Here is an 18,218-nt window from a genome sequence, read left to right on the forward strand (position 1 = left end):
CGTTGAAGGAGTTCGCAAGGAGATTGCATGGAGATCAGGGCGGCCGCAACGGGGGATGTCGAAGGCGCGATCGCGTTGCACGACGCGTTGGCGCCGTACCTGGTGGTCACCCGGGGCGCGGTGACGCGCAGACTGGCCTCGCCCGCCGTCGCGGGCAACGGAACGTTCGCCGCGGTGGATGCCGGTGAAGTGGTCGGGTGGGCAACGACCGAGCTGATCGCCGGGTCGGAACCGCTGGACGGACAGTTGCGGTTGCTGGTCCGTCCGGACCACCGGGGCCGGGGTATCGGGTCGAAGTTGCTGGAGGCAACGCACGAGGATCTGCGGTCGGCCGGCGCGACCAGCGCGCGGGTGTTCGCCGATCCCGCCACGGTGGAGTGGGCAACCCGGCGCGGCTACCGGCAGACCCGGCAGGTGCACTACGCGGGCATCGACCCCCGCAAGGCGCCGGAGGTGCCCGGGATCCCGACCGGCGTGGAACTGGTCCCGCTGACCGACGTCGATCCGCAGCAGCTGTACGAGGCCGATCAAGTTGCCCAGCGCACCAAACCCGGCGACGCGAACATCACCTCACGCCCGTACGACGACTGGCTCGCCGCGATCTGGCGATCGCGGGACATGGTGCTCGACCTGAGCGTGGCCGCGCTGTACCAGGACCAGTTGGTCGCGTTCACGCTCGGCCACGGCGATCGGAACCGGATCTGGTCCAAGATGACTGCGACGCTGCCGCAGTACCGCGGCCGCGGTCTGGCCAAGCTGGTCAAGTCCGCCGCACTGCAGCGTGCCGCCGGCGCAGGGGTGCGAGGCGCGTACACCGCCAACTACGACGGCAACGCGCCGATGCTCGCCGTCAACGAGTGGCTCGGCTACGACCGCGTGACCACCCACGCCGTCCTGATCTGCCCCCTCTAAGGGACGAGCAGTACGACGGTCTCCGCGACGCAGGCGCGTTTGGTGGAGTTCTCGAGCTCGATGACCCAGTTGAGCGAGACCTGGACGCCGGCCGGGGTCTCGACGGCGTTGGCGATCGAGGCGCCGGCGCGGACCCGGGTGCCGACCGGGACGGGAGCCGGGAAGCGGACCTTGTTGACGCCGTAGTTGAGCTTGGCGGTGACGCCGTCGATGGAGAACAGCTCGTCACCGAAGCGCGCGATCAGGCTCAGCGTGAGGTAACCGTGCGCGATCGTCCCGCCGTACGGGCCCTTCGACGCGCGCTCGACGTCGACGTGGATCCACTGGTGGTCACCGGTCGCGTCGGCGAACGTGTTCACCTGCTCCTGGGTGATCTCCAGCCACTCGGTCTCACCCAGGTGGGTGCCGACCGCGTGCACGACCTCGTCGATGCCGTTGAACGACTGCGTCATCCCGTCTGCCCTCAGTTCCGGGGTCCGCCGGCGACGTACAGGACCTGACCGGAGACGAAGCCGGCCTCTTCGCTGCAGAAGAACGACGCCGCCGCGGCGATGTCCTCCGGCTTGCCGGTCCGGTTCACCGGGATGGTGGCGGCGGTGGCCTTCTTGAACTCCTCGAAGTCGACCCCGACCCGCGCCGCGGTGGCGGCGGTCATGTCGGTCTCGATGAAGCCGGGGGCGATCGCGTTCGCGGTGACGCCGAACTTGCCCAGCTCGATCGCCAGCGTCTTGGCCAGCCCCTGCAGGCCGGCCTTCGCGGACGCGTAGTTCGCCTGGCCGCGGTTGCCCAGCGCCGAGGTCGAGGACAGGAAGACCATCCGGCCGTAGCCCGCCTCGACCATGTGCGCCTGGCAGGCCTTCGACATCAGGAAGCTGCCGCGCAGGTGCACGGACATGACCGTGTCCCAGTCGTCCTCGGACATCTTGAACAGCAGGTTGTCGCGCAGCACGCCGGCGTTGTTCACCAGGATCGTCGGCGCGCCCAGCTCGGCGACCACCCGGTCGACCGCGGCGGTCACCTGGTCGGACTTGCTGACGTCGCAGCCGACCGCGATGGCCTGGCCGCCGGCCTCGGTGATCGCCTTCACGGTCCCGGCGCAGGCGCCCTCGTCGAGGTCCAGCACGGCAACCGCGTTCCCGTCCTGGGCGAGCCGCTGTGCCACAGCCGCACCGATTCCCCGGGCCGCCCCGGTAACGATCGCCACCCGCTGCTCGCTCATCCGCGCTCCTTCGGTCAGTGCTGCTGCCGGGGATGACATTACCCACGCTCAGTCACGCCGGGAGTACCCAGGATGCGATGATCGCCGTGTGGATCATCACAACCGCCATGTCTATTACTGCCCGTTGCGGTGGGGTGACCTGGACGCCCTCGGCCACGTGAACAACGGCCGGTTCGTCGACTATCTGCAGGACGCGCGGGTCGACTTCCTGTTCCGGACCGCCAAGGAGCTCGGCGCGGACGACCTGGAGACGGGTCTGCTGGTGGCCCGGCACGAGGTGCAGTACCGGAGGCCGCTGTACTTCCGGCCGGAGCCCGTCCGGATCGAGCTGTGGATCAGCGAGATCAGGGCCGCTTCGTTCACCGTGGACTACGAGATCCTCGACGCCGACCCCGATCGTCGTACCTATGTCGAGGCGCGGACCAGGCTGGTCCCGTTCGACTTCGCCGCCAACCGCCTCCGCCGGATCAGCCCGGTCGAACGCGAGGCCCTGTCGAAGCTGGTGGGCGCTTGATGTACACGCACCCGGTCCTGGTTCGCTGGTCGGACATCGACTCGTATGACCACGTCAACAACGTCCGGTACTTCGACTATCTGCAGGAGGCCCGGATCGCATTCCTGTCCGAGGTCCTCGAGACGGGGGATCTGTTCGCCGAGCACCCGTGTGCCCTGGTCAGCCAGACCGTGGACTATCTGCGCCCGATCCTGCTGAGGCATCCGCCGTACGACGTGGACGTGTGGATCGACTCGGTCGGTACGACGTCGTACACGCTCGGCTCCCGGATCGTCGACCGCAGTGGGGAGACCGAGGACATCTACGCCAAGGCGGTCTCGGTCATCGTCGCCACCGACGCCGAGACGCACGCCAAGCGACCGCTGTCGGAGTCCGAACGGGCAGCCCTCCTCAAGCACGTTGCAGCGGCTTGAGACACTAGAACCGACATGACTGAGCAGCAGAGTTTCTACGACGCCGTCGGTGGGGCCGAGACGTTCCACAAGCTGGTGGCGGCTTTCTACCGCGGCGTGGCCGACGACCCGGAACTGCGCGCGCTGTACCCGGAGGAGGACCTCGGTCCGGCCGAAGTGCGCTTCCGGATGTTCCTGGAGCAGTACTGGGGCGGCCCCAAAACGTACTCCGAGCAGCGCGGGCACCCCCGGCTACGGATGCGGCACGCCCCGTTCGCCGTGACGCCGACCGCCCGGGACCGCTGGCTGGGCCACATGCGTGCCGCGCTGGACGAGATCGCCCTGGCGCCGGATCAGGACGAACAGATCTGGAAGTACATGGTGATGGCGGCGCACAGCATGGTGAACACCGACGAACCGCAGTACCCGGGCGCGATCGACGTGTCCGGCCGCTGAATCTCTCTCGAAGGAGACAACACGAGCATGGCAACCACGCGTACGGCCAAGGCCCACTGGGAAGGCTCGCTGATGGAGGGCGCCGGCCAGGTCGCCCTGGAGTCGTCCGGCGTCGGCACCTACGACGTGACCTGGGCCTCCCGGGCGAACGAGGCGAACGGCAGGACCAGCCCGGAAGAGCTGATCGCCGCGGCGCACTCGACCTGCTTCTCGATGGCGCTGTCGCACGCGCTCGCCGGTGCCGGCAACGCGCCGGAGGCGATCGACACCCAGGCCGACGTGACCTTCCAGCCGGGTGAGGGCATCACCGGCATCAAGCTGTCCGTCAACGGCAAGGTCCCCGGGATCACCGCCGACGAGTTCGCCGAGTTCGCCGAGGGCGCGAAGAAGAACTGCCCGGTCTCCCAGGCGCTGGCCGCCGTCCCGATCACCCTGGACGTCACCTTCACCGCCTGAACCTGACCGCTTCACACCGCGTCCGGCGAGCCCAGTGGGTTCGCCGGACGCTGTCGTTCCTGTCGGTGGCGCCGGTCAGACTGCTCTCATGCCCGACGCCGCGTTGCTCGACAATCACCTCGCGTTCCTGGCCGCCCATCGCGGTGCGGTACGCCGCTCTGCCGCCGGGATCGAGGTGGTTGGGGAGTCGGCCGAGTTCTCGGCGTGGATCCCGCTCTCCCCGTCAGCCGAGCTCCCGGCCGGTACGGCGACGGTCCGGCTGGTGCCGTGGAGCGGCGAGGGCTGGGAGGAGCGGCTGACCGCGGCGGGCTTCCAGCCGGCCGAGGTGCTCGTGCACATGGAAGCGGCCGTGGAACCGACCGTGGACGCGCCGGTGGCCGGGGTGGTTGCAGCGATCGAGACGGACGAGGACGCGGCGGGGTTTGCCGAGGTGCAGAGTGCGGCGTTTCTCGACGAGGACGAGCCGGACTACGACTGGTGGCGGCAGAAGTTCCTGGAGCTGGCGGTGCGGAACCACCGGGACCCGGATCAGTTGCTCTACCTGCGCCGGGTCGACGGTGATCCGGCCTCGGTGACGCTGCTGCTGCGGACCGGCGCCATCTTCGGGATCTATGCGGTCGCGACGAAGCCGACGTACCGAGGGCGGGGGCTCGCCTCAGCGCTGCTCGCCCAAGCGAGGTGGGATGCCGCTGAGGCGGCACGAGCCGCACGTAGCGAAGGCGCGCCACGGCTCACGTTGCAGGTGGTGGAGGGGTCGGACGCCGAGCGGCTCTATCTCAAGCTTGGGTTTCGTGCGGCGTTCCGGTCGCCGCACTTTCGTCGTCCTTGATCTCCTCGGCCTTCGCGGTGGCGCTGCCGACGCCCGAGGACGCGCTGCTGGACGGGTCGCGGGTGGCGAGGTTGCCGACCCGGACGACCTCGCCGTTGCGGACGTACCAGGTGGTGCCGTCCTCGCCGCGGAGCGTCGTGATCCGCAGGCCGACCTCCACCACGACCCCGGTCGCCTTCTCCATGTCGATCAGGTCGCCGACGCCGTACTGGTCCTCGAAGATCATGAACACGCCGGCCAGGAAGTCCTTCACCAGCGTCTGCGCGCCGAAACCGAGCACCACACCGATGATGCTCGCCGACGCGACCACCGGCACGACGTTGAAGCCGAGCTCGGCCAGCACCATCACCACCAGGACGGCGGTCAGCACGATCGTCACGGTGCTGCAGAGCAGCGAGGCGATCGTCTCGGCCCGCTGGGTCCGGCGCTCGTTGGCCAGCTTGTTCTCGACGAACCCCTGGCCGATCTTGGACTTCGACAGCACGCCGGCGACGGCGCCGTTCCCGGTCCGGCGGGCGAACTTGCGGATCACCTTGTGCAGGACCCACCGGAGCACGAGGAAGCCGATGATCAGCCCGGCGATCCGGGCCGGGACGACGATGATCTGGTCGGTCACCTCCAGCTTGCCGTCGTTACCCATCCGGAAGAAGGTCGGAAAGGTCCCGGGCGGTGAAAACAGGGGGTGACTGACTGCGGACGTAAGGTAGCTGGTCAAATAAGGCATCTCGCCGCCCGATCTTAGTGAAGGAAGGCAAGGGAGACGATCGCATGCCCAGCCGGCTGGATGACGAGCTGTCCAGGCTCGTGAGCGCGGGCGTGCTGCGCCAGTACCAGGCCGACTCGCTCCGCGACGCCGCTGACGCGGAGATCGACGCGGCGCTGTCGGACCCCGGGCGGCCGCGGCCGCAGCCCACGCCCGGTGAGCCGCCGGCCAAGCCGCGGACACCACCGACGGCGACCCACCCGAACGCCCTGATCGAGGTGCTCGGCTACATCGGCGGTGCGCTGCTCCTCGGCGCGGTCGCGCTGCTCACCCTCGCGAACTGGGGCGAGATGGGGCGTGCCGCGCGGGTTTCCACCGGCACCAGTGCCGCGGTCATCCTGCTCGGGGCAGCCGTCGTCCTCGCGCTGCTGCGGCGCCGTGAGCAGGTGAGCTCGGCGCTTGCGTCCTTGGGCTGCTGTGTGGCCGGCTTCGCCACTTACGTCGCGATCGAAGGAGAGACCGGGCGCGTCGCCGGGGTGGCGGTCGCGCTCGCGCTGGCCGGGGTCGGGCTGTGGTGGCTGTCCGGCTCTTCGTTGCTGGCGGCAACTTTCGGCATCCTCGGAGTGGGTGTGCTGGTAATCACGTCGGACGTCCTCTCTCCGGACGCGGGCTCGGCGGTCAACAGCGCGGGCATCGCCGGCACCGGTTTCATCCTGGTGGCGTTCGTGCTCGCGATGCTCGGCCTGGTCCGGGATCAGGTGACCGCGTGGTCGCTGGCCGGCGCCGCGATGTTCAGCTCGTCGATCTGCTGGCTGATCCAGGAGCGCGGCGAGATCATGGCCCTGGCCGTCGGTACGGCGGGACCCGCGGCCCTCCTGGTCGCGTACGGTCGCCGGCGCCATTCGGCGTACGCAGTGGTCGCGTGCTCGATCCTGCTGGTCATCTGGCCGACGGCGCTCTATCAGCTGACCGACGACATGGCCGGCGTGGCCATCGGCCTGGTCGTCGCCAGTGGCGTGCTGCTGCTCGCCGTACTGATGCTCAGCCGGCGCCGCTCGAACGAGTAACACGCCGCGCTGCGTTACGCGTTGGCGCCGTTGATACGGCAGACTCGCTGAGGTGACTGCTCCTACTCCGGCCCTTGTCGAGCTAGCGGTTGCCCATGGCGTGGCGACGGAGTACTGGAACTGGCAGGGCGAGCATGTGGTCGTCTCCAGTGAGGTGGTGTCCGCAGTACTCGCGGCGCTCGGTGTGGACGCGTCCACACCGGACAAGGCCGCCGATGCCCTGGCGGAGCACCAGCAGACCCGCTGGCGTCGTACGTTGCCCGCCACTGTGGTGATGCGCGAGGGCTGGACGCCGTGGTTCGCCGTGCACCTGCCGCACGGGTCCACCGCCGAGGTCTGGGTGGACATGGAGGATGGCGGTCAGCGGCGTGACATCCCGCAGCAGGAGCACTGGGTCGAGCCGGAGTGGGTCGACGGTGTACAGGTCGGTGAGGCGACGTTCCAGCTGCCGGGTGACCTGCCGCTCGGCTATCACCGGCTGTGCGCGCGGATCGGCAGCAGTCCGGAGATCTCGGTCAGCACGCTGATCGTGACTCCGCGCAAACTGCACCCTGAGAAGCTGCACCGCACCTGGGGCTGGGTGCTACAGCTGTACTCGGTCCGCTCCCGCCGGTCGTGGGGCATCGGCGATCTGCACGACCTCGCCGACCTGGCCGCGTGGTCTGCCCATGATCTGGGCGCCGGGTTCGTCCTGGTGAACCCACTGCACGCTGCGGAGACCGCGGGCCGGATGGAGCCCTCGCCGTACCTGCCGGCCTCACGGCGCTTCAACAACCCCATCTACCTCCGCATCGAGGACATCGACGAGTACGGCGACCTCGCGCCGGCGGAGCGGGATCGGGTCCGGGCCCTCAGCCTGCAGGCGCGCGCACTGAGCGAGGACTCGACCGCACTGGACCGGGACACCGTCTGGGCCGCCAAGCGCGAGGCACTGCAGTTGCTGTTCGGAGTGCGACCGTCGATCGGCCGGATCGCGGAGTACGGCGCCTACTGCGACCGCGAGAGCCAGGGGCTGATCGACTTCGCCACCTGGGCCGCGATCTCCGACGTCCACGGGCCGGAGTGGAGCAAGTGGCCCGAGGAACTGCGGGATCCGATGTCCTCCGCGGTCGTTGCCTTCCGCAACGAGAATCCGGACGCGGTGGAGTTCCACTGCTGGCTGCAGTGGCAGCTGGACGAGCAGCTCGCCCGCACCCAGGCCCGGGCGAAGGCGGCCGGCATGTCGCTCGGCGTCGTCCACGACCTGGCGGTCGGCGTCCACCCGGACGGTGCGGATGCATGGGCCTTGCAGAACGTGCTGGCGCCCGGCATCCACGTCGGTGCGCCGCCGGACGCGTTCAACCAGCAGGGTCAGGACTGGTCGCAGCCCCCATGGCGGCCGAACGCGCTGGCCGAGACCGGGTACGCCGCTTGGCGGGATCTGGTCCGGGCAGTCATGCGGCACGGCGGTGGGCTGCGGATCGACCACATCCTCGGCATGTTCCGGCTCTGGTGGGTGACGTCGCCGGAGCGGCCGACCGAAGGCACCTATGTTCGTTACGACCACGAGGCGCTCGTTGGCATCCTCGTGCTCGAGGCCACGCGGGCCGGCGTGACAGTGGTGGGTGAGGACCTGGGCACGGTCGAGCCATGGGTGCGGGACTACCTGACCGAGCGCGGCATCCTCGGCACGTCGGTGCTGTGGTTCGAGCGCGATGCTCAAAGCCGTCCGCTGCCGCCGGAGCGCTGGCGCGAACTCTGCCTGGCCACCGTCACCACGCACGACCTGCCGCCGACCGCCGGCTATCTCGCGGGAGATCACGTCGAGCTACGCAACCAGCTCGGCCTGCTCACCCGGCCGGTCGCCGAGGAGCTTGCGGTGGACGAGGCCGAGCGCGACTCCTGGCTCAACGCGTTGCGGGAGCGGCACCTGCTCAGCAACACCGACGGCGACGTCGAGCGCATCGTCGAGTCCCTGCATCAGTACGTCGCTCACACGCCGGCGAAGCTGGTCGGTGTGGCACTCACGGATGCTGTGGGGGAGCGTCGTACGCAGAACCAGCCGGGCACGACCGACGAGTATCCGAACTGGCGGATCCCGCTGGGTGGACCGGACGGCCAGCCAGTGCTGATCGAGGACCTGCCGAACAACCACCGCCTGCGCCGGCTGATCGGCGCGCTCAACATCTAGTGCCGCGTCAGCAACGGAGGAGAGGTCATCGGGGTCTGCGGATCTCGGGCCTGATGGGACCGGGCGGCACATGATCCTGGCCGGCTGGACGATCAATGACACGGGGAACGCCTTCTACCAGTGTTCGGATGTCAATTTCTGATTCAACCGGAGGTTTCGGAAATATCTTTCGCGGGAAGTGCACTCTTTGAAATATCCGCCCCGTATTTCGAGGAGTGTCCCTATGAAATCCGTTCTCCGACGTGTCCTCATCCCTGTCGTCGCCGTCCTCGCCGGCCTGTTGCCCGGCGTGGTCATGGTCGACCAGGCCTCCGCCCTGACCAAGCTGACCCAGGCCCAGGCCGAATCCTTGTTCCGTGCGGTCGGCATCACTTGGTCGTCCAGCGGCGGCTGCACCAACCGAAACATCTCGACCTGCACGTCGTTCGCGCAGATCAACGACACCACCGTGTACGGCGCTCGCACGCTGAAGACCGCCAGCGGTTGTGCGATCAACATCACCGGCGGAACCGAGACCGGCCACGCCAGCGGCACCTACAGCCACTGGAACGGCTACAAGATCGACATCTCGAAGTACACGTGTGTCGGCAACTACATCCACACCTACTTCACCCGGATCGCGGACCGCGGTGACGGCTATCCGCAGTGGCGCTCCGGCTCCGGCAACATCTACGCCGACGAAGGCAGCCACTGGGACATCACCTACTACAACTGCGGCGGCTGCTAACCAACAACCGGGCTCCGCGCGGGCAGGACAGAGGCAACCGCCGCGGCTGCTAGGCGTCGCGACGCCTGCGTCCGCTCTGGGTGAGGCACTGGAGTGGACGCAGGCACGAAGTACTAGGCTGCGCGGTGTGATTGCTGAGTTGTCCGGCCACACCGTGCTGGTGTTCGTCGGTATCCCCCTACTGGTCGTCGCGGTGGTGGCGCTGCTGGTGTTCGCGCCGTCGATCGCGCACGGGCCGCGTTACCGTCCGGGTCTGTCCTGGTGGGCTCCGCCGGTCTGGATCAACGGTCCGGTCGCGACCAAGCCCGACCCGGCCAACCTGCCCGAGCTGCCCGGCGCGCCGGGGACCACCGCGACCGCCGGCACCGGCGTCGCCCGCACGACCGGAGGCGCAAGTGCCAGCTGGTGACGCATTCACACCGGACCAGCTCTACGACCTCGAGCGCGCGGTCCGGCACGCCGAGGAGGTCTCCGGCCTGCACTTCTCGGTGTACGTCGGTGGTGCCGACGAGGAGACCCGTCCGTTCGCCATCGAGCTGCTGAACGAGCTCGACGACCCCGACCACAGCGTCCTGGTGTACGTCGACCCGGCCGGACGCCGGCTGGAGATCGTCACCGGCTCCCTGGCGCGGCGGCAGCTCTCGGACAGCTCGGCCGGACTGGCCGCGTTGACCATGCAGACGTCGTTCGCGACCGGTGATCTCACCGGCGGTCTGGTCACCGGCGTTCAGCAGCTGGGCGAGCACGCGCACCAGGCGCCGCTGCTGCACGCCAACGAGCCACACCAGCAGTGACCCAGATCCTGCAGCCACACCGCATCGAGCTGGACGACGTCGTACTGCGCCCCTTCGTGGCCCGCGACGAGGCTGCGGTGGCCGAGGCGCTGCGGGATCCGGACATCCTCCGCTGGACCGCGGGTACGGCGGTCATCCGCACGCCCGCGGATCAGCGGGCACGGAAGTGGCTGGAGCCGCGCATCGACGGCTGGGCTCACGGTAGCGCCGTCTTCGCCGTCGCCGACGCCGCGACCGACTACGTGCTCGCCACAGTGTCGGTCCGCGACGTGAACCGAGTCCCGGATCAGGCTGTCGTCGCGTACTGGGTCAGCCCGGCCGCCCGCGGTCGCAGGCTCGCAGCCCGCGCACTCGACGCGGCCGCCCGCTGGGCCTTCGCGCCGGATGGTCTCAGACTGCACAGGTTGTCGCTGGACCACGCACTGATCAACGAGGGCTCCTGCCGCGTCGCCGTACGGGCCGGCTTCCAGCTCGAGGGCACCATGCGCGACTACTACCTCGAGCCGACCGGGGAGCGGCACGACTCGCACCTGCACTCGCGGCTGGCGACAGACCCAGTGGGTCAGTGCCCCGGAGCGACTGCGGGCTCGTAGGTCGGGCAGGCCGAGCTCTGGTAGGCGCTCTGTGTCTTCGGCGCCGAGCACAGGTTGAGCATCTGCTCCGACGAGGTGCCGGGACCGAGGTAGACCAGCCAGGTGTCGGTGACCGGCTCCATGCTGCTGTTCGCGATCCCCGGGTACTGCCCGTTGACCAGCATCGCCTTGGCCGGTAGGCCCGCCTTGATCAGCCTGGCGGCGAGGGCCTTCGCGACCTGGTCCGCGTCCATGCCGGCGTCGGTCGGGTACTTGTCGATCTGGACGATCCATTGGCCACGCTTGAACGCCGGCGAATCCGCGCCGGTGTTCACCGGCGGTGCACTCGTCTTCGGGACGGTCGTCGGCGCCGTGGACGTCGCCGGCGGTTTGCGATCCGCCTTCGTGGTGCTCGCGTCGTCACCCGCCACGGGTGCGGCCGGGGCCGCCGCTCCACCCGCGGGTACGTCGCCTAGCCGCAAGCCGTCGTCCGTGGGCGCCGACGACGATCCGTTGGTCAGGATGAACCCGAACACCGCCACCAGCGCGGCGGCGGCCACGATCGCCGCACCGACCGCGCTGTGCGAGCGCTGAACCTTCCGCGGGCGCCGCGGCGGGGCATCGTCACGGCGGGCGGCAGACTTCTGTTGTCTCCGAGCGACCCGGGCGGGCGGCCTTCGGTGATCCACAGTCACGGCAAGGGCCCCTCCCCAAGATTCCCTGTGCGGATGGTTCGCGTGCAGCTTAAACCGAGCGAACGAAGAAGTGAGTCCTCTTCAGGTGGTGAGAATCTCTTTCCCTGCAAGGGAATCGCGGCCCGCAATCGCCCCATCACCATGCGCAGACGAGCAATCGTTTGACCCTCACCGGCAGCATTCGCGCTATCACTGTCCGATGCCCGCGGCGATGTCCTTGACCTAGACAGCGCTCTAGTTGGTTCGCTGGCTGCATGCGCTATCTGACGATCGGAACAGACCCCATTCGTCGTCGCAGGGTGAGCCAGATCGCCCTCGGCACGATGCTGATGGGCACGGTCACCGACGAGTCGACGTCGTACGCGATCCTCGATCGGTACATCGAATCGGGCGGGACCTTCATCGACACGTCCAACAACTACGCGTTCTGGATCAACGGCACCCAGGGTGGGGAGAGCGAGCAGTTACTCGGCCGCTGGCTCCGCAGCCGGGGGATCGGCGACGAGCTCACGATCGCGACCAAGGTCGGCGGACGCCCGCCGCGTCCGGCAACCCAGCTCACGGAGGACCTCGAAGGTCTCTCGCCCGGCGTCATCAAGGAATCCGTGGCCCGGAGTCTGGAGCAACTGGGCCGCGACCGCATCGACGTGTACTACGCCCATGTCCCGGATCCCGCCGTACCCCTGGAGGAACAGGTCGAGGCGTTCGGCACCCTGGTGGCCGACGGAACGGTCGGGATGGTCGGCCTGAGCAACTTCTGGTCATGGCAGATCGAACGCGCCCGGACCATGGCCGCAGCGGCCGGCTTGCCGGGGTGTGAGGTGCTCCAGCATCACCACACCTACTTCCGGGCACGGACTGACGAGGGCGGACTGCGTTCGCGCGACGGGAGCATCGGCGTGGTGGACGGGCAGCTGCTCAGCTATCTGCGCGCGGAGCCCGGCCTGACCCTGGTCGCGTACACGCCATTGCTCAGTGGCGGCTATGTTCGCGCCGACAAACCGCTCGAGGCCCTTTACGATCACGCCGGCACCCGGGCCCGCCGGGTCGTGCTGGACCAGGTCGTCCGGGAGACGGGCGCTACGGCGAACCAGGTGGTCCTCGCGTGGCTGATGGGCGGCGAGCTACCGATCATCCCGCTGGTCGGTGCGTCGTCGGTGGCCCAGCTCGACGAGAGCCTGGCCGCGGCCGAGCTCGAGTTGAGCGAGGATCAGCGGCAGCGGCTCGACGCAGCCGGACACAACGACTAGGTCCCGGAGGGGATGCCGTCGTACTTGGGGTGCGGCCGGGTGTCGAGGGCGTCGTCCAGCCAGGCGTCGACGTCGACATCCGCGCCGAGGATGTGCCCGACGTACGCCGTCCGCTCGTGGCTGAGCACCTCGAGTTCCCACACGCAGGGGGCCGCACCGATCGGGGCCGGGCGCAGGTCGTCGACGTCCATCCCGCTGAAGATGCTGAGGCGGGACTGGAAGTCCTTCGCCCAGCTCTGCACGACCAGATAGATGCCGTCGTCGCCGAGATGCAGTACGACGACGGCCAGTCCGACCGCCCCCATCGCGTCGTCGAACTCGAGCTGCCGGGTCGCGGTGGCGCGGGCGACCTCGACCATCTGGTCGTCCCAGTGCCGTCCGCGAGCAGTGATGATGTAGGGCTTCACCAGGCGGTGCGGATAGCGCCACGGCATCAGCGGAGTAACAGGGCGGGGTCGGTACGCCCCTGCCAGTCCGGTCAGCGCAACAGCTGCCGCACCGGCCAAGGCGGGATCAGAGGCAGGCACCGACCCAGTCTTACCGCACTTGGGCTCAACGCGACACTGCCGGTCTCAGGCATAACTGAGACCGGCAGTGGTTGGACAAGCTCAGGCGACGGTGTCCTGCGCCTGGGCGGCGATCGCCCGGGTGAGGTCGGCCTGCGCCTCGGTGACGTAACGCAGGGTCGGCGCGTCCACCGACGAGGACTCCGTGGCCAGCCAATCGGTCAGGGCGTCCAGCGCCGCCTGGTCCGCGAGGTTGCGCGGCGACAGGTAGACCAGCACGTTCTCACCCATCGACGAGCCGAGGCGCGTGTACACGTCCTTGGCCGCGTTCAGGTACTTCCCGACGTACGGCCGCAGCAGGTCCTCCTGGCCCGGCTGCTGGAAGCCGAGTATGGTCCGGAACTGCGTCTCGTTCGGGGTGTCCTCGGACTCCACCGCGATCCGCCAGGCCTCTTCCTTGGCCTCGGCGGTCGGCCGGGCGGCACGGGCCTGGGCGGCCCGCTCCTGTCCGGTGATCGTGGTGTCCAGGGTCAGCTCGTCGTCGATCTCGGCGGCGCCGATCCGGCCGAGCCGGGACAGCGCCACGATCAGCGTCCAGCGCAGATCGGTGTCGACGACCAGACCTGGTGGGAGGTCGCGGTCGTCCAACCAGGCGACGAGCCGGTCGGCGCCGGCCGCGGAGAACACCGCCGAGCTGTACGCGCGGGCGAACGCGAGCTGGTGGTCACTGCCCGGCTCGGCGTCGGCGAGCAGGCCCGCCACCGCCTCCTCGAACTGTGCCCGCAGAGCCGGCCGGTTGGCGGGCGCGGAGTACAGGTTGATCGCGCTGGTCGCCTGCCCGAGCAGGGACCGTACGCCGGTCAGGTCGGTCTCGGCCCGGATCCCGCGCAGCACGATGCCGACGTACTGGCTGGCCGGCATCTCCGCGTCCCGGGTCATGTCCCAGGCCGCGCCCCAGGCCAAGGCCCTGGGCAACGATTCCGTCAGCTGGTCGATCGACTCGACCAGGGTCGCCCGGGAGCGCTCGTCGAGCCGGATCTTGGCGTAGGTGAGGTCGTCGTCGTTCAGCAGCACCAGGTCCGGCTGGGAGGCGCCGGTGAGCTCGGGCAGCTCGGTGCGCGGCCCGTCGATGTCCACCTCGAACCGCTCGGTCCGGACCAGGCCCTCGTCGGTACGGCGGTACAGCCCGACGGCGAGCCGGTGCGGCCGCAGGACCGGGAACTTCTCGGTCGCGGTCTGCTCGATCGCGAACGACGTGAAGGCACCGGAGGAGTCGACGGCGAAGTCGGCCCGCAGCGTGTTGACGCCGGCGGTCCGCAGCCAGCGCTCGGTCCAGTCGTCCAGGTCGCGACCGGACGCCTTCTCCAGCGGCTTGAGCAGGTCGGTCAGCTCGGTGTTGCCGAACGCGTGGTCGGCGAAGTACTCCTTCAGCGCGGTGATGAAGGTGTCCTCACCGACGAACGCGACCAGCTGCCGCAGCGTGGAGGCGCCCTTGGCGTAGGTGATGCCGTCGAAGTTCACCTCGACCGCGTGGAAGTCGACCATGTCGGCCGCGATCGGGTGGGTCGAGGGCAGCTGGTCCTGCCGGTAGGCCCAGTTCTTCCGGGCGTTGCAGAACGTCGTCCAGGCCCCGGCGTACTTGGTCGTCGCGACCGCCTGCGCCCAGTGGCTGGCCCACTCGGCGAACGACTCGTTCAGCCACAGGTCGTCCCACCAGGTCATCGTGACCAGGTCGCCGAACCACATGTGCGCCAGCTCGTGCAGCACGGTGTTGGCGCGGGCTTCCATCTCCGCATGCGTGGTGCGGCTGCGGAACAGGTACTCGTCCCGCAGCGTCACGCAGCCCGCGTTCTCCATCGCGCCCATGTTGTACTCGGGCACGAACGCCTGGTCGTACTTGTGGAACGGGTACGGCGTACCGAACGCGCTCTCGAACAGCTCGAAGCCCTGCTTGGTCACCTCGAACAGGTCGTCGACGTCCAGCGCCTCCTTCAGCGACGGACGGCACAGCAGCGACAGCGGGTAGGACCCGTGTGCGCCTTCGTAGGTGTCCGTGACCACGTGGTACGGCCCGGCCACCACAGCGGTGATGTACGTCGAGATCCGCTCGGTCGGCGGGAACTCCCACCGGGCCAGCTCCTCACCGTTCTCACCGGCATACGGCGTGGGCTCGGGAGTCGGTGCGTTCGAGATGACGACCCAGCGGGCCGGTGCGGACACGGTGAAGGTGAAAGGGGCCTTGAGGTTCGGCTGCTCGAAGGTGGTGAACACCCGGCGGGCGTCCGGCACCTCGAACTGCGTGTAGAGGTAGGTCTCCTTGTCGGCCGGGTCGACCGATCGGTGCAGTCCCTCGCCGGTGCGCGAGTACAGGCAGTCGGCGACCACCCGGAGCTCGTTGCGTTCGGCCAGCCCGTCCAGCTGGATGCGGGCGCCGTCGTACACCGTGTCCGGATCCAGCGCCCTGCCGTTCAGCGTCACCTCGCGGATCTTGTCGGCGATCAGGTCGGCGAAGGTGCTCGCGCCGGCCTCGGCCGCGAACGTGACGGTCGTCACGGACGGAAAGGTGGGCGCGCCGCTCGGGGCGGCGGTCAGGTCCAGCTCGATCGAGTAGCTGACGTCGCTGACCACGCCGGCACGGGTACGCGCCTCGTCGCGCGTCAGGTTGGTTCCAGGCATGTCGGCATCCTATGCACCTGGCAGTCGGCTTGGCTGAGGGTTTCCCCTCGACAGTGGGTATTGGATACCAAGCCGGTACCTACGATTCTTCAACTTTGTATGATTGGGAACATGACTGCCTCTGCCGATTTCTGGTTCGACCCGGCCTGCCCCTGGGCCTGGATGACCTCTCGCTGGATGCTCGAGGTCGAGCAAGTGAGGGATGTGACGACGACCTGGCACGTGATGAGCCTGGCCGTCCTGAATGATGGACGCGACAACCTGGACGAGAAGTACAAGCAGAACCTGCGCAACCTGTGGGGTCCGGTCCGGGTGCTGATCGCGGCCGAGCAGGCGCACGGCAACGAGGTGCTGCTGCCGCTCTACACCGCACTCGGTCAGCGGATCCATGTCGCCGGCCGCGGCATCGGCGACGGCAGGGGCGACGTTGTCAAGGAGGCCCTCGAGGAGGTCGGTCTGCCGGCGTCGCTGATCGAGGCCGCCGAGTCCGACAAGTACGACGACGCGCTGAAGAAGTCGCACCACGCCGGCATGGACCTGGTCGGCATGGAGGTCGGCACGCCGGTCATCTCGGTCGAGGGCACGGCGTTCTTCGGTCCGGTCGTGACGCCGGCACCGAAGGGCGAGGCGGCCGGCAAGCTCTGGGACGGCGTCCGCCTGGTCGCCGGCACCGAAGGCTTCTTCGAGATCAAGCGCACCCGGGATCGCGGCCCGATCTTCGACTAGGGGCGTGCCCTTCGGTCTGCGGTTCAGGGCTTGAATTCCGCCGTCCCGGCCGGTGAAGGTTGCTCACCAAGGAATCCGTCAAGTGGTGGGTAGGTTTCAGATGACCCTGCGTGATGAACTGCCCGCACTCGGTGCGGACGATGTCGCCGTACCTCCGGGAGTGACGGCCGGCATCGCCGTCTTCGACCGCCGGACCGGGCAGTTCGTGCAGCAGGTGAACGCCGATCATCGGTTCCGGTCGGCGTCCGTGGTGAAGCTACTGATCGTGCTCGACTTCCTCTGGGACCGCGGTCCGGCGTACGCCGTGCCGGCCGCGGACCGGACCCGGCTCGAGGTGATGCTGCGCAGCAGTGATGACGACGCCGCGAGCTACTACTGGGACCACCTCGGCGGCGCGGCGATCGTCGACCGGATGGTGGCCCGGCTCGGCCTGACCCACACGGCCGGCCCGCCGGCAACCCATCCGGGCTTCTGGGGGTACGTCGCCATCACGGCCGCCGACACAGTCCAGATCTATCGGTACATCCTCGACCAGGCTCCGTCGCCGGTGCGCGAGTACGTGATGGATCTGCTGCACCGGCCGACCCGTCACGGCACCGACGGCTTCGACCAGTACTTCGGGATCGCATCGGTCTTCGAATCGGACTTCAGCATCAAACAGGGCTGGTCCGGTTTCCAAGGCTCGAGTGGCTATCGCTCCGACAAGGCCAAGCCGACGGACGTGCCGGTGGATTTGGTCAGCGAGGCCCTGCACACCACTGGGACCGTCGGGCCGGACGACCGGAGCATCATGGCCGTGTTCACGCTGCATCCGGCGGGAACGGAGTACGAGAAGGCCTATGCGGAGGTCACGCGGCTGACCGCGGCGCTGACCGTGCCCGGCGTGCGGAACCGTCGGTAGGAGATGCAACACTTCTGGCCATGCGAGTGCACATCGGCTCCGACCATGCCGGCTTCGAACTGAAGAACCACCTGGTCCAGCACCTCACAGCTGCCGGGCACGACGTCGAGGACCACGGCCCGGCCGTGTACGACGCCGTCGACGACTACCCGCCGTACTGCCTGCGGACCGGTGAGGCGGTGATCCAGGAGCCGGGCAGCCTCGGCATCGTGATCGGTGGCTCGGGGAACGGCGAGCAGATCGCCGCCAACAAGGTGGAGGGGGTCCGGGCGATCCTGGCCTGGAGCACCGACACCGCACGGCTCGGCCGCGAGCACAACAATGCCAACGTGATCAGCGTCGGGGCGCGGATGCACTCCGCGGCGGAGGCGACCGGGTTCGTCGACACGTTCCTGGCCACCGAGTACTCCGGCGAGGAGCGGCACACCCGCCGGATCGACATGCTGTCGGCCTACGAGTCGACCGGCGAGCTCCCGCCGGTCTCCTGACCCTCCGGCTTGTCGGTGTCCGCGTCCTTCTTCGGTTGCACCGGCCGGCGGTTGACCGGCTGGCGCGGGCGGGAGACGTCCCGGGCCCGCATCGACCGGCCGATGCCGACCACCGCCGGAGTGGGAGGACCACTCCGGCCCTTGGCTCCACCAGTTATCCCCATA

General features: G+C 68.8%; 24 protein-coding genes. 17 read left to right on the plus strand and 7 right to left on the minus strand.

The window, feature by feature from the left end:
- The first annotated feature begins 27 nt into the window (after positions 1 to 27).
- Positions 28 to 912 (plus strand): GNAT family N-acetyltransferase, encoded by an 885-nt coding sequence (locus tag OG555_RS25570; protein WP_329475080.1) that lies wholly within the window; start codon positions 28 to 30, stop codon positions 910 to 912.
- Here OG555_RS25570 and OG555_RS25575 read toward each other — a convergent pair.
- Together OG555_RS25575 and fabG are read right to left on the minus strand one after the other, a co-directional pair.
- Positions 909 to 1,364, minus strand: a complete 456-nt coding sequence (locus OG555_RS25575; RefSeq protein ID WP_329475081.1) for a MaoC family dehydratase — start codon at positions 1,362 to 1,364, stop codon at positions 909 to 911. The genes OG555_RS25570 and OG555_RS25575 overlap by 4 nt on opposite strands.
- 11 nt (positions 1,365 to 1,375) lie before the next feature.
- A complete protein-coding gene (gene fabG, locus OG555_RS25580) occupies positions 1,376 to 2,131 on the minus strand; it encodes a 3-oxoacyl-ACP reductase FabG (protein ID WP_329475082.1) in 756 nt (251 codons plus the stop codon).
- Between the two features lie 88 nt (positions 2,132 to 2,219).
- Here fabG and OG555_RS25585 point away from each other — a divergent pair, with 88 nt between their 5' ends.
- From OG555_RS25585 to OG555_RS25605, 5 genes are all read left to right on the plus strand, one after another.
- Positions 2,220 to 2,645 (plus strand): acyl-CoA thioesterase, encoded by a 426-nt coding sequence (locus OG555_RS25585; protein ID WP_329475083.1) that lies wholly within the window; start codon positions 2,220 to 2,222, stop codon positions 2,643 to 2,645.
- Entirely contained in the window at positions 2,645 to 3,058 is a 414-nt protein-coding gene (locus OG555_RS25590; protein WP_329475084.1) for an acyl-CoA thioesterase, read from the plus strand. The genes OG555_RS25585 and OG555_RS25590 overlap by 1 nt, the downstream gene beginning before the upstream one ends.
- Before the next feature lie 15 nt (positions 3,059 to 3,073).
- Positions 3,074 to 3,493 carry a globin gene (locus tag OG555_RS25595; protein WP_329475085.1) on the plus strand — a complete coding sequence of 140 codons (420 nt, stop codon included), beginning with the start codon at positions 3,074 to 3,076 and terminating at the stop codon, positions 3,491 to 3,493.
- 27 nt (positions 3,494 to 3,520) lie between these two features.
- The gene (locus OG555_RS25600; RefSeq protein ID WP_329475086.1) at positions 3,521 to 3,949 is read left to right on the plus strand and encodes an OsmC family protein; all 429 of its coding nucleotides are present in this window, start codon (positions 3,521 to 3,523) and stop codon (positions 3,947 to 3,949) included.
- Positions 3,950 to 4,037: 88 nt separating this feature from the next.
- Complete coding sequence (locus OG555_RS25605) at positions 4,038 to 4,778, plus strand: GNAT family N-acetyltransferase (RefSeq protein WP_329475087.1); 741 nt, start codon at positions 4,038 to 4,040, stop codon at positions 4,776 to 4,778.
- On the opposite strand, the gene OG555_RS25610 is transcribed toward OG555_RS25605, so the two are convergent.
- Entirely contained in the window at positions 4,726 to 5,418 is a 693-nt protein-coding gene (locus tag OG555_RS25610; protein WP_329475088.1) for a mechanosensitive ion channel family protein, read from the minus strand. The two genes, OG555_RS25605 and OG555_RS25610, sit on opposite strands and share 53 nt — an antisense overlap.
- Positions 5,419 to 5,546: 128 nt before the next feature.
- Between OG555_RS25610 and OG555_RS25615 the strand changes: the two genes are divergently transcribed.
- The 7 genes from OG555_RS25615 to OG555_RS25645 all read left to right on the plus strand — a co-directional run bounded on the left by OG555_RS25615 (position 5,547) and on the right by OG555_RS25645 (position 10,832).
- Complete coding sequence (locus OG555_RS25615; RefSeq protein WP_329475089.1) at positions 5,547 to 6,548, plus strand: hypothetical protein; 1,002 nt, start codon at positions 5,547 to 5,549, stop codon at positions 6,546 to 6,548.
- Positions 6,549 to 6,600: 52 nt separating this feature from the next.
- Positions 6,601 to 8,718 carry a 4-alpha-glucanotransferase gene (gene malQ, locus OG555_RS25620; RefSeq protein WP_329475090.1) on the plus strand — a complete coding sequence of 706 codons (2,118 nt, stop codon included), beginning with the start codon at positions 6,601 to 6,603 and terminating at the stop codon, positions 8,716 to 8,718.
- 70 nt (positions 8,719 to 8,788) lie between these two features.
- Positions 8,789 to 8,860, plus strand: coding sequence for a lytic polysaccharide monooxygenase (locus OG555_RS25625; RefSeq protein WP_329484871.1), 72 nt, complete (start codon positions 8,789 to 8,791; stop codon positions 8,858 to 8,860).
- 81 nt (positions 8,861 to 8,941) lie between these two features.
- Positions 8,942 to 9,445, plus strand: coding sequence for a hypothetical protein (locus OG555_RS25630; RefSeq protein WP_329475091.1), 504 nt, complete (start codon positions 8,942 to 8,944; stop codon positions 9,443 to 9,445).
- Between the two features lie 127 nt (positions 9,446 to 9,572).
- On the plus strand, positions 9,573 to 9,854 hold the full coding sequence (ctaJ, locus tag OG555_RS25635; protein WP_329475092.1) for an aa3-type cytochrome oxidase subunit CtaJ: 282 nt from the start codon (positions 9,573 to 9,575) through the stop codon (positions 9,852 to 9,854).
- Entirely contained in the window at positions 9,841 to 10,239 is a 399-nt protein-coding gene (locus OG555_RS25640) for a DUF5130 family protein (protein WP_329475093.1), read from the plus strand. The genes ctaJ and OG555_RS25640 overlap by 14 nt, the downstream gene beginning before the upstream one ends.
- Positions 10,236 to 10,832, plus strand: a complete 597-nt coding sequence (locus tag OG555_RS25645) for a GNAT family N-acetyltransferase (RefSeq protein ID WP_329475094.1) — start codon at positions 10,236 to 10,238, stop codon at positions 10,830 to 10,832. The genes OG555_RS25640 and OG555_RS25645 overlap by 4 nt, the downstream gene beginning before the upstream one ends.
- On the opposite strand, the gene OG555_RS25650 is transcribed toward OG555_RS25645, so the two are convergent.
- A complete protein-coding gene (locus tag OG555_RS25650; RefSeq protein WP_329475095.1) occupies positions 10,802 to 11,506 on the minus strand; it encodes a hypothetical protein in 705 nt (234 codons plus the stop codon). The two genes, OG555_RS25645 and OG555_RS25650, sit on opposite strands and share 31 nt — an antisense overlap.
- A 254-nt stretch (positions 11,507 to 11,760) precedes the next feature.
- On the opposite strand from OG555_RS25650, the gene OG555_RS25655 reads away from it, so the two are divergent.
- Positions 11,761 to 12,756, plus strand: a complete 996-nt coding sequence (locus OG555_RS25655; protein ID WP_329475096.1) for an aldo/keto reductase — start codon at positions 11,761 to 11,763, stop codon at positions 12,754 to 12,756.
- Here OG555_RS25655 and OG555_RS25660 read toward each other — a convergent pair.
- Positions 12,753 to 13,190, minus strand: coding sequence for a hypothetical protein (locus tag OG555_RS25660; RefSeq protein ID WP_329475097.1), 438 nt, complete (start codon positions 13,188 to 13,190; stop codon positions 12,753 to 12,755). The genes OG555_RS25655 and OG555_RS25660 overlap by 4 nt on opposite strands.
- 174 nt (positions 13,191 to 13,364) lie before the next feature.
- Positions 13,365 to 15,938 (minus strand): aminopeptidase N, encoded by a 2,574-nt coding sequence (gene pepN / locus OG555_RS25665; protein WP_329475098.1) that lies wholly within the window; start codon positions 15,936 to 15,938, stop codon positions 13,365 to 13,367.
- A gap of 111 nt (positions 15,939 to 16,049) precedes the next feature.
- Here pepN and OG555_RS25670 point away from each other — a divergent pair, with 111 nt between their 5' ends.
- The 3 genes from OG555_RS25670 (at position 16,050) to OG555_RS25680 (ending at position 18,053) form a co-directional block, all read left to right on the plus strand.
- Positions 16,050 to 16,664, plus strand: coding sequence for a mycothiol-dependent nitroreductase Rv2466c family protein (locus tag OG555_RS25670; RefSeq protein WP_329475099.1), 615 nt, complete (start codon positions 16,050 to 16,052; stop codon positions 16,662 to 16,664).
- Between the two features lie 100 nt (positions 16,665 to 16,764).
- Positions 16,765 to 17,565 carry a hypothetical protein gene (locus OG555_RS25675; RefSeq protein ID WP_329475100.1) on the plus strand — a complete coding sequence of 267 codons (801 nt, stop codon included), beginning with the start codon at positions 16,765 to 16,767 and terminating at the stop codon, positions 17,563 to 17,565.
- Between the two features lie 20 nt (positions 17,566 to 17,585).
- Complete coding sequence (locus tag OG555_RS25680) at positions 17,586 to 18,053, plus strand: ribose-5-phosphate isomerase (RefSeq protein WP_329475101.1); 468 nt, start codon at positions 17,586 to 17,588, stop codon at positions 18,051 to 18,053.
- Here OG555_RS25680 and OG555_RS25685 read toward each other — a convergent pair.
- On the minus strand, positions 18,017 to 18,217 hold the full coding sequence (locus tag OG555_RS25685) for a hypothetical protein (RefSeq protein WP_329475102.1): 201 nt from the start codon (positions 18,215 to 18,217) through the stop codon (positions 18,017 to 18,019). The genes OG555_RS25680 and OG555_RS25685 overlap by 37 nt on opposite strands.
- Position 18,218 lies beyond the last annotated feature (1 nt).

It is taken from the genome of Kribbella sp. NBC_01484, from assembly GCF_036227145.1.
GTDB lineage: Bacteria > Actinomycetota > Actinomycetes > Propionibacteriales > Kribbellaceae > Kribbella.

Bases quoted from the DNA above. Each gene is read 5' to 3' on its own strand.
- OG555_RS25570 (WP_329475080.1), top strand. From the start codon at position 28: ATGGAGATCAGGGCGGCCGCAACGGGGGATGTCGAAGGCGCGATCGCG.
- OG555_RS25575 (WP_329475081.1), bottom strand. From the start codon at position 1,364: ATGACGCAGTCGTTCAACGGCATCGACGAGGTCGTGCACGCGGTCGGC.
- fabG (WP_329475082.1), bottom strand. From the start codon at position 2,131: ATGAGCGAGCAGCGGGTGGCGATCGTTACCGGGGCGGCCCGGGGAATC.
- OG555_RS25590 (WP_329475084.1), top strand. From the start codon at position 2,645: ATGTACACGCACCCGGTCCTGGTTCGCTGGTCGGACATCGACTCGTAT.
- OG555_RS25595 (WP_329475085.1), top strand. From the start codon at position 3,074: ATGACTGAGCAGCAGAGTTTCTACGACGCCGTCGGTGGGGCCGAGACG.
- OG555_RS25600 (WP_329475086.1), top strand. From the start codon at position 3,521: ATGGCAACCACGCGTACGGCCAAGGCCCACTGGGAAGGCTCGCTGATG.
- OG555_RS25605 (WP_329475087.1), top strand. From the start codon at position 4,038: ATGCCCGACGCCGCGTTGCTCGACAATCACCTCGCGTTCCTGGCCGCC.
- OG555_RS25610 (WP_329475088.1), bottom strand. From the start codon at position 5,418: ATGGGTAACGACGGCAAGCTGGAGGTGACCGACCAGATCATCGTCGTC.
- OG555_RS25615 (WP_329475089.1), top strand. From the start codon at position 5,547: ATGCCCAGCCGGCTGGATGACGAGCTGTCCAGGCTCGTGAGCGCGGGC.
- OG555_RS25630 (WP_329475091.1), top strand. From the start codon at position 8,942: ATGAAATCCGTTCTCCGACGTGTCCTCATCCCTGTCGTCGCCGTCCTC.
- OG555_RS25655 (WP_329475096.1), top strand. From the start codon at position 11,761: ATGCGCTATCTGACGATCGGAACAGACCCCATTCGTCGTCGCAGGGTG.
- OG555_RS25660 (WP_329475097.1), bottom strand. From the start codon at position 13,190: ATGCCGTGGCGCTATCCGCACCGCCTGGTGAAGCCCTACATCATCACT.
- pepN (WP_329475098.1), bottom strand. From the start codon at position 15,938: ATGCCTGGAACCAACCTGACGCGCGACGAGGCGCGTACCCGTGCCGGC.
- OG555_RS25670 (WP_329475099.1), top strand. From the start codon at position 16,050: ATGACTGCCTCTGCCGATTTCTGGTTCGACCCGGCCTGCCCCTGGGCC.
- OG555_RS25675 (WP_329475100.1), top strand. From the start codon at position 16,765: ATGACCCTGCGTGATGAACTGCCCGCACTCGGTGCGGACGATGTCGCC.
- OG555_RS25680 (WP_329475101.1), top strand. From the start codon at position 17,586: ATGCGAGTGCACATCGGCTCCGACCATGCCGGCTTCGAACTGAAGAAC.
- OG555_RS25685 (WP_329475102.1), bottom strand. From the start codon at position 18,217: ATGGGGATAACTGGTGGAGCCAAGGGCCGGAGTGGTCCTCCCACTCCG.